13 protein-coding genes and 1 riboswitch are annotated in these 13,054 nt (G+C 61.9%); of the genes, 3 read left to right on the top strand and 10 right to left on the bottom strand.

What is annotated here, in order from left to right:
- Positions 1-9 precede the first annotated feature (9 nt).
- From AC0L3E_RS27130 to AC0L3E_RS27110, 5 genes are all read right to left on the bottom strand, one after another.
- The gene (locus AC0L3E_RS27130) at positions 10-744 is read right to left on the bottom strand and encodes a glycosyltransferase family 2 protein (RefSeq protein ID WP_128307309.1); all 735 of its coding nucleotides are present in this window, start codon (positions 742-744) and stop codon (positions 10-12) included.
- 14 nt (positions 745-758) lie between these two features.
- A complete protein-coding gene (locus AC0L3E_RS27125) occupies positions 759-1,808 on the bottom strand; it encodes a serine kinase (protein WP_473606030.1) in 1,050 nt (349 codons plus the stop codon).
- A 49-nt stretch (positions 1,809-1,857) separates the two neighbouring features.
- Positions 1,858-2,289, bottom strand: a complete 432-nt coding sequence (locus AC0L3E_RS27120) for a PqqD family protein (protein ID WP_128307304.1) — start codon at positions 2,287-2,289, stop codon at positions 1,858-1,860.
- A gap of 129 nt (positions 2,290-2,418) precedes the next feature.
- The gene (locus tag AC0L3E_RS27115) at positions 2,419-3,519 is read right to left on the bottom strand and encodes an FAD-binding oxidoreductase (protein ID WP_127808237.1); all 1,101 of its coding nucleotides are present in this window, start codon (positions 3,517-3,519) and stop codon (positions 2,419-2,421) included.
- A 25-nt stretch (positions 3,520-3,544) separates the two neighbouring features.
- Entirely contained in the window at positions 3,545-4,792 is a 1,248-nt protein-coding gene (locus tag AC0L3E_RS27110) for an aromatic ring-hydroxylating oxygenase subunit alpha (protein ID WP_128307303.1), read from the bottom strand.
- Between the two features lie 115 nt (positions 4,793-4,907).
- A riboswitch (cobalamin riboswitch) is annotated at positions 4,908-5,109 on the bottom strand.
- Positions 5,110-5,617: 508 nt separating this feature from the next.
- Between AC0L3E_RS27110 and AC0L3E_RS27105 the strand changes: the two genes are divergently transcribed.
- The 3 genes from AC0L3E_RS27105 (at position 5,618) to AC0L3E_RS27095 (ending at position 6,406) form a co-directional block, all read left to right on the top strand.
- Positions 5,618-5,815, top strand: coding sequence for a DUF680 domain-containing protein (locus AC0L3E_RS27105; RefSeq protein ID WP_013528268.1), 198 nt, complete (start codon positions 5,618-5,620; stop codon positions 5,813-5,815).
- An 86-nt stretch (positions 5,816-5,901) separates the two neighbouring features.
- Positions 5,902-6,102: a DUF680 domain-containing protein gene (locus AC0L3E_RS27100; RefSeq protein ID WP_128307302.1), complete on the top strand. Its 201-nt coding sequence runs from the start codon at positions 5,902-5,904 to the stop codon at positions 6,100-6,102.
- A 67-nt stretch (positions 6,103-6,169) separates the two neighbouring features.
- The gene (locus tag AC0L3E_RS27095) at positions 6,170-6,406 is read left to right on the top strand and encodes a DUF680 domain-containing protein (protein ID WP_128307301.1); all 237 of its coding nucleotides are present in this window, start codon (positions 6,170-6,172) and stop codon (positions 6,404-6,406) included.
- A gap of 76 nt (positions 6,407-6,482) precedes the next feature.
- Here AC0L3E_RS27095 and AC0L3E_RS27090 read toward each other — a convergent pair whose 3' ends face one another.
- The 5 genes from AC0L3E_RS27090 to AC0L3E_RS27070 all read right to left on the bottom strand — a co-directional run bounded on the left by AC0L3E_RS27090 (position 6,483) and on the right by AC0L3E_RS27070 (position 13,042).
- Positions 6,483-7,595, bottom strand: a complete 1,113-nt coding sequence (locus AC0L3E_RS27090) for an ABC transporter ATP-binding protein (RefSeq protein ID WP_127267787.1) — start codon at positions 7,593-7,595, stop codon at positions 6,483-6,485.
- 24 nt (positions 7,596-7,619) lie between these two features.
- A complete protein-coding gene (gene bglA, locus AC0L3E_RS27085) occupies positions 7,620-9,284 on the bottom strand; it encodes a beta-galactosidase BglA (RefSeq protein ID WP_473606029.1) in 1,665 nt (554 codons plus the stop codon).
- Positions 9,285-9,288: 4 nt separating this feature from the next.
- On the bottom strand, positions 9,289-10,443 hold the full coding sequence (locus AC0L3E_RS27080; protein ID WP_473606028.1) for a carbohydrate ABC transporter permease: 1,155 nt from the start codon (positions 10,441-10,443) through the stop codon (positions 9,289-9,291).
- A gap of 1 nt (position 10,444) precedes the next feature.
- Complete coding sequence (locus tag AC0L3E_RS27075; protein ID WP_128307299.1) at positions 10,445-11,458, bottom strand: carbohydrate ABC transporter permease; 1,014 nt, start codon at positions 11,456-11,458, stop codon at positions 10,445-10,447.
- A 228-nt stretch (positions 11,459-11,686) separates the two neighbouring features.
- Complete coding sequence (locus AC0L3E_RS27070; protein WP_473606027.1) at positions 11,687-13,042, bottom strand: ABC transporter substrate-binding protein; 1,356 nt, start codon at positions 13,040-13,042, stop codon at positions 11,687-11,689.
- Positions 13,043-13,054: the final 12 nt, after the last annotated feature.

Below are 13,054 nucleotides of genomic sequence, written 5' to 3'. Positions count from 1 at the left end.
TGTCGAGCATCATAGCATCCGCCAATCGGTGGGACTCTTCAATTCGAAGATTCCCTGGACCTCTCGCCGTGCCGGATCGGCCTTGCGCCGCCGCATCGACTTGTGGATTGCACGCAAGTGGTTGCGGACCCTGCCGCTATGTTCCTTGGTGACATTTCCGGCATGGCGTCGGTAGTAGATCGCGACGGCGTCCAACAATTCGTAGTTCGGTCCCGCCTCGAAAACGCGCAGCAGATAGTCGGTATCCTCAGCCTGCTCGAAATCCTCATCGAACTCGCCCGTCCGGTCGACAAGCCCTCTGCTGAACACGGCGGCGCTCAGCGAAATTCCCCGAAGCGTCATCGTGCGGCTGTCGGCTGCCGGTTTCAGCCGCTCATCGTCAATCCGCTCGACCAGCGTCATCAGCGAATAGGTCAGCTCGAGTCCGGGGTCTGCTCTGAAGCGTGCAAGGTCCTTCTTGAACCGTCCGGCCAGCGAGATGTCGTCAGAATCCAGAAACGAAACGAACTCCGCATCCGGCGGCAGTTGCCGCAGCCCGGCGTTGCGCGCCCTGGCTACGCCCATGTTGGATTGCTGGAACAGTCGGATGCAGGCGTTTTCGCGCATCATCGAGCGCACGGCCTCAGCAGAGCCGTCGGTCGAGCCGTCGTCGATGACGATGATGTCGAGATCGGCGGCGTCCCGCTGCCGCACCAGCGAGCGCAATGCCGAAACGACATAGCGCTCACGGTTGTAGACGGGCATTATCACGCTCAGTTTCACGAAGTGCCCCGCGTGAGAAAGTCCGCAATCGCGCCGGCTATCTCCTGTGGCTGCGTCCCCAGCGACAGACGATAGCACGGCAGCAGGCGGGTCAGGTCGCTGAAGAAGCGAAAGCCGCTCTCCCGCTCGCCCGGCATCTGCGCTATGCCCGACGGCGCCAAGGCGATCATGGCATCCCTGCGCGACACCGGCACGATCGAACTTGCCTCGCCTCCGCCGATATGTGGCACCAGCAGCGCGATGATGTCCAGAGTTTTGGGCACCGGCCGGGGCGCGATGTCATCAATGTGAAACGCATATTTGCCTTGCCAGTTGAGCGGACCATGCGCTTTCAGCCGATGCTTCAGCCCAAGCCGAACGAATCCCTGGGGATCCTGTTTGAGTGTTGAAAACAGTGGGCGGGCAGTCACGCCGTTGGAGAGGTCGACCAGCACATAGTCGTCGCCGACGCTGTCCAGCCCGTGGAGAAGGCCGGCTGCGACGGTTCCGGATTTCCCGGCGCCGCCCGCGCCGGCCAGCAGCACGCCCTTGCCCTCGATGCCGAGCGTCCCCGCATGGGCCAGCCGCATGCCGCGTGCCGCATATTCCCAATGCAGGAAAGCCCGCAGCGGCGCTCCCGGCTCCCACGGTGGAAAGGCATCGGCCGAAGCCATCAATTGCACGCCAACGCGACGTTGCGGATCATAGAACTGCCAGAAATCCAGGTCGTGAAAATGGTTGCCGCGCAATCCGGCCTCCGCCAGCCGGGTGGCGAAGCCATGCTGCGTGAAGGGCCCCTGGCCCCAACTGACCGGTGCCGCGATGCCGTCTATGCCGGGATGTGCGACGAAGACGCGGCAGATATCGGCAGGCGTTCGGCTGCCCGGAGCACTGACAAAGCCATGAGCGACGGCATCCGCCAACGCGCCGGGGCTGACATGCGCGGTCAGATCCAGATGCGGCAAGCCCACCTTGCAGGTCAGCGGATAATGCGCGGCGCTGCTTTCTGCTTGCGCCAGGACATGGCGTGCGTAGTCAACCAAGTTTTCGAGAGTGACGTTCGGCATGGGTCTGCCTGTTCCGGAGCTGCCCGGCAACGAGAACCTGATGGGCGCTTCAGTTGGCCTGCTTCACCGCGGGCCAGCCGAGGGGCTCCTCGACCTCGTGGATGGGATCGACGACAATGAGATCGGCGAGATCGTCATGGATGTCGACCTTCAGGGGCTCTCTGGCAGCGGCGAGCTGAGCCAGCAATTCGCTTGGAGCCGGTCTTGCCACGCCATCGGTTACGGCCGCCAGCAAACCGAATTCGAGCAATTGTGAAACAAAGTCGTCAATCGCGGCGGCATCGAGGGCGCCAATGCCGGTCGCGGCGCCGGCCAGTTCGGAGGCAGGCACGCCGGACGACAGTGCATCCCAAAGTCTGCTGCCTGAATCAGAGAAGCCGAAATATTTACCCGTGGTCAGGTCAAGAACGACGGCTTCGCCGTCGAAGGATTCAAAGACGATATCCTTGCTGGCAATGGCATAGATGCCGGATTGTCGCATGTTTGCTCCCCCGCCGAGCAGGCCGCGGAGATGATCTTCGGGCCTTACGGTCAACCCCACCGTTGCAGGCGTCTAACCATTTGCAGGGTTTTTGGCAAGATGGCGCAGGCTCGGGGCGAGCGCAGCCGGTCACGCTTCGATTTCAAGCGCCGAAAGCGGCTTCGAGCAACAGGCGAGGATAAAGCCGTCCTCGATTTCGTGATCGAGGATGCCGCCATTGTGACTCATCTCGACATCGCCCGCGACCTTCCTCACCTTGCAGGTGCCGCACAGGCCGAACTCGCAGGCGGCGGGAATCCGCACCCCAGAGGCGCGTGCCGTCTGCAGCACGGTCTGGCCGGCGACGCATTCGGCGTCGACATCGGAAAGCGAGAACCGGATTGGTGTCACGGCCTCGACGGCAGCAGCGGCGCCGTCTTCCGCCGGCGGCGAGAACGGCGCCGGGATCTCCTCCACGGCAGGCGCGGCAAAGCTTTCCTGATGGTATTTCGCCATGTCGAAGCCGGCGGCGTCCAGCATGCCGCGCACGGCGCGCATGAAGGGATCGGGGCCGCAGCAGAAAATCTCGCGCTCGCGGAAATCGGGTGCCAGCAATGGCAGCCGGATCGCGTCGATGCGGCCCATATGGCCGAACCAGCCCTCGCGGCTCGACCGCTCCTCGATCATGAAGCCGAGCGACAGGCCGGGCATGCGGCTGCCGAGCAGCTCGAGTTCCTTGCGGAAAATGATCTCTTCCGGGCGGCGCGCACAGTTGACGAAGCCGACATCTGTCCATGGCGCACAGTCGTTCAACCAACGCAGCATCGACATCATCGGCGTCACGCCGGAGCCCGCCGAAATGAACAGATATTTGGCCGCCGGGTGGCTGTGCAGCGAAAAATCACCGGTCGGCCCATAGGCCTTGACGTGCGAGCCCGGCGTCAGATGGTCGAACATCCAGCGCGTGCCGGTGCTGCCTGCCTGCGCCTTGACCGTCACCGCGATCGAGAACGGCCGCGACGGCGAGGACGACAGCGTGTAGGTGCGCATCAGCGGCCCCTCCGATGTCGGCAGTTCCAGCGTCACGAACTGGCCCGGCTTGTAGCGGAACCAGGTCTGGTTGTCGGAGCGGAAGGTGAAGGTCTTCACGTCCGGCGCTTCGTCGCTGACGCCGATCACTTCCAGCACCTGCAGCCGGTCGTTCCAGGGCGTCATCTGGTCGAGATGGCGATAGAGGCCAAGGTCCGTCATCGCATTCATCCTCTTGTCCCCTGAGCTAGGCGACGCTGCGCAGGGCCGGCCGGCCGCCTTCGGCAAGGCGCGGCCCGATGAACGACGCGTACCACTCGACGAACTGGATCACGCCGCCCTCATGCAGCTCCGAATAGGGGCCTGGTTCGTAGGCCGGCGACAGGATGCCGAAGGCGTTTTCCTCGACGATGCGGCGGTCCTGGTCGTTGGTCTCGGTCCAGACATGGGTGAGCTCAGCGAGGTCGTAGTCGATGCCTTCGACCGCATCCTTGTGGACGAGCCATTTCGTCGTCACCGCGGTTTCCGTGGCACTGATCGGCAGCACGCGGAAGGTGACGGCGTGGTCGCCGAGGATATGGTTCCAGGTTGTCGGATAATGATAAAGCAGCAAGGAACCGATGCGGTCGGTTGAAACGCTGTCGGACAGGTTCTTCTGGACCGCCCGTTTTCCCGTCATGGTGTAGCTGACGGCATCGCGCAGCAGCGGCGCGCGGGTGGCGCGGTACTGCCCTGCCGGATCGATGCGGAATTTGCTCGGCAAGCCTGATGCCTCGCATCTGGCCCAGTGCGCGACCATTTCAGGGTCGCTGTCGGCGCCTTGGACGCCGGTCACGGTCGGAGCCTCGGGGAAGGTCTTGCACAGTTCGGGGTGATTGGCGACGCAGTGGTAGCACTCGCGGTTGTTTTCCCAGACCAGCTTCCAGTTGCCCTTCTCGATGATCGTGCTCTCAAAGGCGATCTTTGCCTCACGCAAACGGTGCGGCAAAAGATAAGGTTCGATCATCGCCCGCATCGGCGCGAAATCCGCCGGCTCCCTGGCCAGGCAGATGAAGATGTAGCCGCCGACGCTCTCGCAGGCGACCGGCTTCAGGCCGAAATCACTCTTGTCGAAACCGTCGGCCATCTGGCGGGCAAACAGCAGGCGGCCGTCCAGCTCATAGGTCCACTGATGATAGGGGCAGACGAGCTTTGCCGCCGTACCCTTTTCCGCGTTGCACACGCGGCTGCCGCGATGGCGGCAGGAATTGTGGAAGGCGTTGATCTTGCCTTGCTGGTCGCGGACAAGGACGACCGGATAGTCGCCGATCTGCACGGTGATGTAGCTGCCCGGCTTCGGCAGTTCGCAATCATGGCCGATGAACAGCCAGTCGCGATACCAGATCAGCTCCATGTCGAGCTTGAAGTAGTCTGGATCGGTGTAGAAGGGCTGCTCCAGTGAAAAGCCTTGCCGGCGCCCCTTCAGGAGCCTCAGCATGTCGTTGCGGATATCCATGTCCTGTCCTCGTTTCTAAGGACTGAACTGGTGGTGATGGAGGAAGGATTGAAACGCAGGCCGGCTAGGTGCCGGACATGCGCTATCCACCTCTTGACCGCCCACCGCGATCAGTCGAGTCTAAAAATCTCGGGCTGGTTTCCGGGCTCTGGAGTTGTCCTTGCGGACCATCGCGACACCTTCCCAGGCAGTTGCCCAGTGGTCTCCCGTTGCGACTTGAACTCCACCACCGTTGCGGGGGCAGCGCCGGATTCTGACCGGCTTCCCAATTCTCCGTCTCGTCGTCACGAAGCGGCACCTGAGATGGTATGATCTAACCACGATCGGGGGCGCGCCGTCGGCATGAAAACGACATCGTATCCATGCGGCGCGACACGGCATGCGAAACGTCACCGCAGATCGTCTGGGGCCGAAATCCCGCGTCCCGGGCGGCCATTTGCCGGCTGCGATCTTCCCGAATCCGACCCTTGGCGGGGGTCAAAAAAAGTTAACGGTTTCGAAAAGTGACTATTAGCTTGACCTAAAATCGAACCGAACGGTTCGTTTCTGTTGACGGTGCGTGCAGGATGGTGTGAACGCCGGGCCTTTGAAACAGTCAGTGATCCATCGGATGGTTAAACTTAACATGCTGATATAGAGAGGAAAAACGCCTCTCTAGATTCCCCTGGCACAATTTCAAGGTGTGGATTCATGGTCCACACGGAACAACTTCGTGATTGGAAAAGGCGGGGTTGCCCTCCCACATCGGTGTTGTCCGAACGACGCGATTTCATTTCCAAGACACGCCGCTAGACGGACGGAAAAAGACGATACTGGAGTACAAAAATGAAAAAGATCATTCTCACTGCCGCAGCCCTTCTGGCCATTTCCGGCAGCGCCTTCGCTGGTAGCGACCACTACGGTTCGAACGCCGCGGCAGCCACTGCTGTCGACAGCTCGTACACCGCTTCGACCAAGAAGTCGGAACCGGCTGCTCAGGCGCCTGCCCAGGGTGCTGACCGCAACCTCTTCGGCAACAACTAACAGCCGATTCCCAGTCGACGGCGGGCTCGCCCGCTGCCCTGGCGAAATTCAGACATTCGAAGTTCAGACATTCAGGAGTATTTAAGATGAACAAGATCCTCATTGCTGCCGCCGCCGTTCTGGCCATCTCCGGCAGCGCTTTCGCGGGCAGCGACAACTACGGTTCGAACGGCGCCAACCAGCCTGCCGCCGCTGTGGACCAGTCGTACACGGCTTCCACCAAGACCTCGGAACCGGCTGCCCAGACACCCGCTCAGGGCAGCGACCGTAACCTCTTCGGTCGCTAAAACCAGTTTCGCAAGCGACGGCAGCTGTGTCTGCCGTCTGGCGAAATCCAGAATTCAGGAGACTAAAATGAACAAGATCCTTATTGCTGCCGCCGCCGTTCTGGCCATCACCGGCAGCGCCTTCGCCGGCAGCGACAACTTTGGCTCCAACGGCGCCAATCAGCCTGCGGTTACTTCGGTTGACAACGCGCATACGAGCTCGGTCCGCAACAGCGGTGGCCTCGTCGAGAAGCTGCTCAATTCGTCGGGCGACGTAGAGAAGTCCGCCCCTCAGGGCAGCGACCGGAATCTCTTCGGCCGTTAACAGTCGAAGCTGATCTTCAAAAAAAGAGCGGCGGGCCTGGCCCGCTGCTCTTTTTTGTCCAAGACGCGGTTCTGCCTCAGGCCGCCTTCGCTTCGGCCTCATGAAGGGCAAACGACCGTCCGTCAGCGTCGAAGAGATGCAGGTCCTCGCCATTGGCGCTCAGCCGCAATGTCGAACCGCGCTTGACCTCGACATTGCCGGGCAGCTTGGTCACCAGCGGCAGGTCGGCGCGACCGATGTCGACATAGACCAGCTGCACCTCGCCGAGCTGCTCGACATAGTCGACCGTCCCCTCGAACAGATAGTCCGCGCCGCTGGCGATGATCAGGTCCTCCGGCCGCACGCCAAAACTCACCGCAGCGCCCTTTGCCGAAGCCGGCGTCGCGATCGGCACGGTTGCCTTGCGTCCGCCGACATGGCTGACGACGGTCGGATTGCCTGATTTGTCGATGGTTGCGGGCAGGATATTCATGGCCGGCGAGCCGATGAATTGCGCAACGAACAGATTGCCGGGCTTCTTGTAGAGGTCCATCGGCGTGCCGACCTGCTCGATATGGCCGTCCTTGAGCACCACGATGCGGTCGGCGAGCGTCATTGCCTCGACTTGGTCGTGGGTGACGTAGATCATGGTCGTGTTGGGCATCGATTCCTTGAGCTTGGCGATTTCGATGCGGGTGGCGACTCGCAGCGCCGCATCAAGGTTCGAAAGCGGCTCGTCGAACAGGAACACCTTCGGATTGCGCACGATGGCCCGGCCGATGGCGACGCGCTGGCGCTGGCCGCCCGACATCGCCTTGGGCAGGCGGTCGAGATATTTGGTCAGCTGCAGGATCTCGGCGGCCTGACGCACGCGGCGGTCGATCTCGGCCTTGTTCTCTTTGCCGATCTTCATCGAGAACGCCATGTTGTCGTAGACGGTCATGTGCGGGTAGAGCGCGTAGGACTGGAACACCATGGCGATGCCCCGTTTCGACGGCGGCACGTCGTTCACCACTTCGCCGGCTATTCTGAGCTCGCCGGAGGTGATTTCCTCGAGCCCGGCGATCGATCTCAGCAATGTCGACTTGCCGCAGCCCGACGGGCCGACGAAGACGATGAACTCGCCCGATTTAATATCGAGGTCGATACCGTGGAGAATGTTCAGATTGCCGTAGGACTTCTTCACTTGTCTTAGCGTGACATCGGCCATTTGGTTTCCTCCAGTGATTGGAATTCAGTCGAGACGCCCGAACCAGGCGCCGTAGCCGCCAAGCTCGATGGAACCGCTGTTCGCCTGCCCCGAAAATCCGTGCCCGGGCAGAGGTTGCAGCGATCGGCCGCCAAGGTCAACCTTAGCCGGCCCGGCTCCCAGATTGAAGACGCAGACGATCTGCTCGTTGCCTGCGCGGCGCGTGAAGGCGACGGTGTCGCCCTCACTTTCGATGAAGGTGATGTCGCCCTTGGCGAGCGCCGGATGGGCACGCCGGAAGGTGAGAAAGCGCCGGTAGTGCTCGAGCAGCGAAGCCTCGTCGCCCTGCTGGACATTGACCGCTTGCGCCAGATGCTTGGCCGGCACCGGCAGCCAGGGCTTTGCCTGGGAGAAGCCGCCATTCTTGGCGCTGCCATCCCACACCATTGGCGTGCGGCAGCCGTCGCGGCCCTTGAATTCCGGCCAGAAGCGGATGCCATAGGGATCCTGCAGATCCTCGAACCGCAGCTCTGCCTCACCGAGCCCAAGCTCCTCGCCCTGGTAGATGCAGACCGAACCGCGCAACGACATCAGCAGCGCCGAGATGACCTTGAGGTAGGCGGTCGGGTCGGCCTCATTGGCGGCCCAGCGCGAGGCCGGGCGCATCACGTCGTGGTTGGAGAAGGCCCAGCACGACCAGCCGTCGCTGGCGACTTTGCCGAAGGATTCCAGCACCGAGCGGACCTTGCCCGCGCTGATCTTTTCCGGCGCCAGGAAATCGAAGGAGTAGCACATGTGCACGCGCTTGCCGCCTGCGGTGTAGGCGGCAACCACTTCAAGCCCGCGCTGCGAATCGCCGACCTCGCCGACCGCTGCGGTTGCCGGATACTCATCGAGCAGGGCACGGAACCGTTCGAGGAAGCCGAGGTTCTCGGGCCGGCTCTTGTCGTAGAGATGGTCCTGGTAGTTGTAGGGGTTGACCGCCGGCGCGGTCTGGTCGTTGCGCTCTTCCGGCGGCAGCGGCGGATTGTTTTCCAGGCTCTGGCTGTGGAAGTAGAAATTGATGGTATCGAGCCGGAAACCGTCGACGCCGCGCTCCAGCCAGAAGCGGGTGACGTCGAGCAATGCGTCCTGGACTTCGTGGTTGTGAAAGTTGAGGTCGGGCTGTTCGGCCAGGAAATTGTGCATGTAATATTGCTGGCGGCTGGTGTCCCATTGCCACGCCGAGCCGCCGAAGATCGACAGCCAGTTGTTGGGCGGCGTGCCGTCCGGCCTGGCGTCTGCCCAGACGTACCAATCGGCTTTCGGGTTGCTGCGGCTCGACCGGCTTTCCTTGAACCAGGGATGATTGTCGGCAGTGTGCGACAGCACCTCGTCGATCATCACCTTCAAGCCCAGCCTGTGTGCCTCGGCGGTCAGCGCGTCGAAATCGGCCAGCGTGCCGAACATCGGATCGACATCGCAGTAATCCGTCACGTCATAGCCGAAATCCTTCATCGGCGACTTGAAGAACGGCGAGATCCAGATGGCATCCGCGCCGAGTGCGGCGATGTAGGAGAGGCGGCCTATGATGCCCTTGAGATCGCCGATGCCGTCGCCATTCGAGTCCTGATAGCTGCGCGGATAGATCTGGTAGATCACCGCGCCCCGCCACCAGTCGCGATCGATGGCGAGGTCAGGCTTCGAGCTGGCCTTCAAAGCGGATTGCATCGTCTCAGCCTCCTTTCACCGAGCCGGCAAGCAGCCCGCGGACAAAATAGCGCTGCAGCGAGAAGAACACGATCAGCGGTACGATGATGGTCACGAAAGCCGATGTCGTCAGAATCTCCCAGTCGCCGCCGCGCGAGCCCAACAGCGCGTTGAGCTTGGCGGTCAGCACGATCTGGTCTGCCTCTGTACCGAGGAAAACCATCGCCACCAGCAGATCGTTCCATACCCACAGGAACTGGAAGATGGCAAACGAAGCCAGCACCGGGAACGACAGCGGCAAGACGATCTTGACGAAGATCTCGAAATCGCTGGCGCCATCGATGCGCGCCGATTCCATGATTTCGCGCGGCAGGCCGGCAATGTAGCTGCGCAGCAGGTAGATGGCGAAGGGCAGGCCGAAGCCGGTATGCGCCAGCCAGATGCCGAGATAGGTCTTCGACGGCATGCCGAAGAAAGCGCCGACGCCGTTGTAGAGCTTCAACAGCGGGATCAGCGACATCTGCAATGGCACCACCAGCAGGCCGATGATGACGGCGATCAGCAGCGCCCGGCCGGGAAACCGCATCCAGGCCAGCGCATAGGCGGCAAAGGCGGCGATCAGGATCGGGATGACGGTAGCCGGAATGGTGACGGTCAGGGAATTCATGAATGACCGTCCGATGCCTTCGGAGAACAGCACGGTTTTGTAATTGTCGGTGGTGAATTTCGGCGGCGCCGACGAAGCATAATAGACGCGCTGGCCGCGATCGCCTTCGAACGCTTTCGGGGAATGCATGATGAAGCTGCCGTCGGCATTGAGCTGCAAGGTCACGCCGTCGCCGACATCGGCTGTCGTGCCGGCGGGATATTGCGTCGGTGTCGCCGATTTGACCCCGAAGGCGCTGATGTCGCGCTTGGCGCCGTCGCCGAAGATATTGCCCTCGAGGACGAACTTGCCGTCCTTCTCGACTTGCGCCGAGGCGGGCGGGAGCCGGCCTGCTTCCGTCTGGGTGGAACTGGCGAACGAGTTCCACCAGCCCGAGGCGATGATCTGGTTCTTGTCGCGCAGCGACGAGACCAGGATGCCGAGCGTCGGTATGGTCCAGATCGCGACGAAGATGAGCACGGCGATGTGGACGCCAAAACGGCTGGCGAAGGAATTTCCGGTCGCGACGGCCATCTCAATGTCCTCCCGTCTCTTTGTTCGCCTGGCGGATGTTCCAGACCATGATCGGAATGACGGCAATCATGATGATGATGGCGATGGTGGCGCCGCGGCCGAAATCGCCGCCGCCGCGGAACATCCAGTCGAACATCAGATTGGCCAGCACCTGGCTGTTCCACTGGCCGTTGGTCATGGTCAGCACGATGTCGAACACTTTGAGCACCAGGATGGTGATCGTGGTCCAGACCACGGCGATGGTGCCCCAAATCTGCGGCACCATGATCTTCCAGAAGATCTGGAACGGATTGGCGCCGTCGATGACGGCGGCTTCCAGCGTTTCTTCGGGAATGCCGCGCAGGGCGGAAGACAGGATGACCATGGCAAAGCCGGTCTGGATCCAGATCAGGATGATCATCAGGAAGAAATTGTTCCAGAACGGCAGCGATATCCAGACCTGCGGCTGGCCGCCGAAATGCTGGATGATGGCGTTGAGGATGCCGATCTGCGTCTGGCCGTCGCCCCGATACTCGTAGATGAATTTCCAGATCACGCTGGCGCCGACGAAGGAGATCGCCAACGGCAGGAAGATCAGGCTCTTGGCGATCGTGCCCCACCAGATCTTGTCCGTAAGCACGGCGATGATCAGCCCGAGGAAGGTGCAGGCGGCCGGCACCACCGCCAGCCAGATGATGTTGTTGAGGATCGAGTTGCGGAACTCGCGGTCGCCGAACGCCCATTCATAGTTCGCCAAGCCGACGAAATTGATGCCGCCGCGATCGAGGAACGACAGCCGCAGCGTCTCGACCACCGGATAGATCAGGTAGATGGTGAGGATGATCATCGCCGGACCGACGAACAGCCATGGCCTGACCAGCCCTTGCCGGCGCAGATTGTCGATGGCCGCGGCACCGGCGACGCCGCGTGACGGGAATATCAGGTCGACCAGTTTGTTGGCGCCCCAGAAATAGGCGACGCAACCGCCGACGCCGACGATGATGACTGTTATGGCCGAGAAAATCTGAGCCGCCATGGGTCCCTCTCCCCCTGCGCATGACCCGACAAGGAATGACCTTGGTGACGGGGACCAGGCGCCGATTCAGTTGTTTGGAGCGCGTCATCGGCGGCTTGCGCACATTGCCGATCGCGCTTCATGTCAATGCGCTCATGACGAAAGGCTGCGGCACGGGCCGCCGTCGGATCCGGGCCAGTACGGTCCGGATCCAGTGTGAGAATGGTTGGTCGTCTACGTGCCAGCCGTCTACTTGATGGCGTCCCAGCTCTTCTGGATGTCGGTGGCGACGTCCTGTGCCGACTTGCCGCCGACCAGGTCGATCATGCCGGTCCAGAAGGCGCCGGCGCCGATCTTGCCCGGCATCAGATCGGAACCGTCGAAGCGGAAAGTCGAGGCATTGGCGAGGATTTCGCCCTGCTTCTTCAGCGCGTCGCTGGCATAGGCATCCTTGTTGACCGACTTGAGCGGCGTCACGAAACCGCCCTCGGCCATCCAGATCTCGTGGGCGAGCGGCATCTTCAGGAATTCGATGAACGCGCGCGCGGCCTTGGAGTCCTTGGTGATCATCGCCAGCGTACCGGCGCCGAGCACGGGCGTGCCCAGTTCAGGCTTGGAGGCATAGGGCGGGAAGTAGAAGAAGTCCGCGTCCTGGCCGACCTTGGTGCCTTCCGGGAAGAAGGTCGGGATGAACGATGCCTGGTGGTGCAGGTAGCATTTCGGCGGTACCGAAAAGAGTCCCTTCGGGCTGTCGCGGAAATCGGTCGCCGCAACCGCCTTGGCGCCGCCATCGACCATCTTGTCGTCGGTCGCGATCTTGCCGAAAATGTCGATGGCGTTGACCACTGCGGGGTCGTTGAACGGGATCTCGTTCTTGACCCATTTGTCGTAGACCTCCGGAGGCTGGGTACGCAGCATCAGGTCTTCGACCCAGTCGGTCGCCGGCCAGCCGGTGGCGCCGCCGGAGCCGAGGCCGATGCACCACGGCTTGCCGCCATCGGCGATGATCTTCTTTTCGAGATCGGCGAGTTCTTCCTGGGTCTTCGGCACCTTGTAGCCGGCTTCCTCGAAATTATCCGGCGAGTACCAGACCAGCGACTTCACGTCGGCCTTGTAAGGGAAGGCGAAGAAGCCCGGCTTGCCGTCCTTGTCCTTGAAGGTGCCGAGATCGACCCATGACTGGCCGGCACCGTAATTGTCCTTGACCCATTTGGCGGTGTCGTCACCGAGCGGCGTCAAAAGGCCCTTCGACGCCAGGTCCTGGATGAGGCCCGGCTGCGGCAGCACGGCGATGTTCGGCGGGCTGCCGGCCTGCGTGTCGATGACGATCTGCTGTTCGCAATTTTCCGAGGAGGAGTATTTGATCTCGACGCCGGTGGCTTCCGCGAAATAGTCGAGAACGCCGCGCACCAGGCCTTCGTCCTCACCGCGCCACGGTCCGAAGATCGACAGCGTTTCACCCTTGAGGTCGACTTTCTTGAGCTCTTCGTAGTTCGCCCAGTTGAAGCGCTTGTCTTCGCCGGGCTTGAACTTCAGTTCGGCCTGCGCGGGCGCGTTCAGGGCGAACGTGGCAAACGCAGCACCCAGCAAAAGCATTTTCTTCATCGGTATTCCTCC

The sequence above is a fragment of the Mesorhizobium sp. WSM4822 genome (genome assembly GCF_055811155.1).
This window is presented reverse-complemented; position numbering and strand designations above follow the sequence as displayed.

What these genes read in the sequence shown, in the direction of transcription:
- AC0L3E_RS27130 (WP_128307309.1), bottom strand. Translation starts at nt 744, where the DNA reads ATGCCCGTCTACAACCGTGAGCGCTATGTCGTTTCGGCATTGCGCTCG.
- AC0L3E_RS27125 (WP_473606030.1), bottom strand. Translation starts at nt 1,808, where the DNA reads ATGCCGAACGTCACTCTCGAAAACTTGGTTGACTACGCACGCCATGTC.
- AC0L3E_RS27120 (WP_128307304.1), bottom strand. Translation starts at nt 2,289, where the DNA reads ATGCGACAATCCGGCATCTATGCCATTGCCAGCAAGGATATCGTCTTT.
- AC0L3E_RS27115 (WP_127808237.1), bottom strand. Translation starts at nt 3,519, where the DNA reads ATGACGGACCTTGGCCTCTATCGCCATCTCGACCAGATGACGCCCTGG.
- AC0L3E_RS27110 (WP_128307303.1), bottom strand. Translation starts at nt 4,792, where the DNA reads ATGGATATCCGCAACGACATGCTGAGGCTCCTGAAGGGGCGCCGGCAA.
- AC0L3E_RS27105 (WP_013528268.1), top strand. Translation starts at nt 5,618, where the DNA reads ATGAAAAAGATCATTCTCACTGCCGCAGCCCTTCTGGCCATTTCCGGC.
- AC0L3E_RS27100 (WP_128307302.1), top strand. Translation starts at nt 5,902, where the DNA reads ATGAACAAGATCCTCATTGCTGCCGCCGCCGTTCTGGCCATCTCCGGC.
- AC0L3E_RS27095 (WP_128307301.1), top strand. Translation starts at nt 6,170, where the DNA reads ATGAACAAGATCCTTATTGCTGCCGCCGCCGTTCTGGCCATCACCGGC.
- AC0L3E_RS27090 (WP_127267787.1), bottom strand. Translation starts at nt 7,595, where the DNA reads ATGGCCGATGTCACGCTAAGACAAGTGAAGAAGTCCTACGGCAATCTG.
- bglA (WP_473606029.1), bottom strand. Translation starts at nt 9,284, where the DNA reads ATGCAATCCGCTTTGAAGGCCAGCTCGAAGCCTGACCTCGCCATCGAT.
- AC0L3E_RS27080 (WP_473606028.1), bottom strand. Translation starts at nt 10,443, where the DNA reads ATGGCCGTCGCGACCGGAAATTCCTTCGCCAGCCGTTTTGGCGTCCAC.
- AC0L3E_RS27075 (WP_128307299.1), bottom strand. Translation starts at nt 11,458, where the DNA reads ATGGCGGCTCAGATTTTCTCGGCCATAACAGTCATCATCGTCGGCGTC.
- AC0L3E_RS27070 (WP_473606027.1), bottom strand. Translation starts at nt 13,042, where the DNA reads ATGAAGAAAATGCTTTTGCTGGGTGCTGCGTTTGCCACGTTCGCCCTG.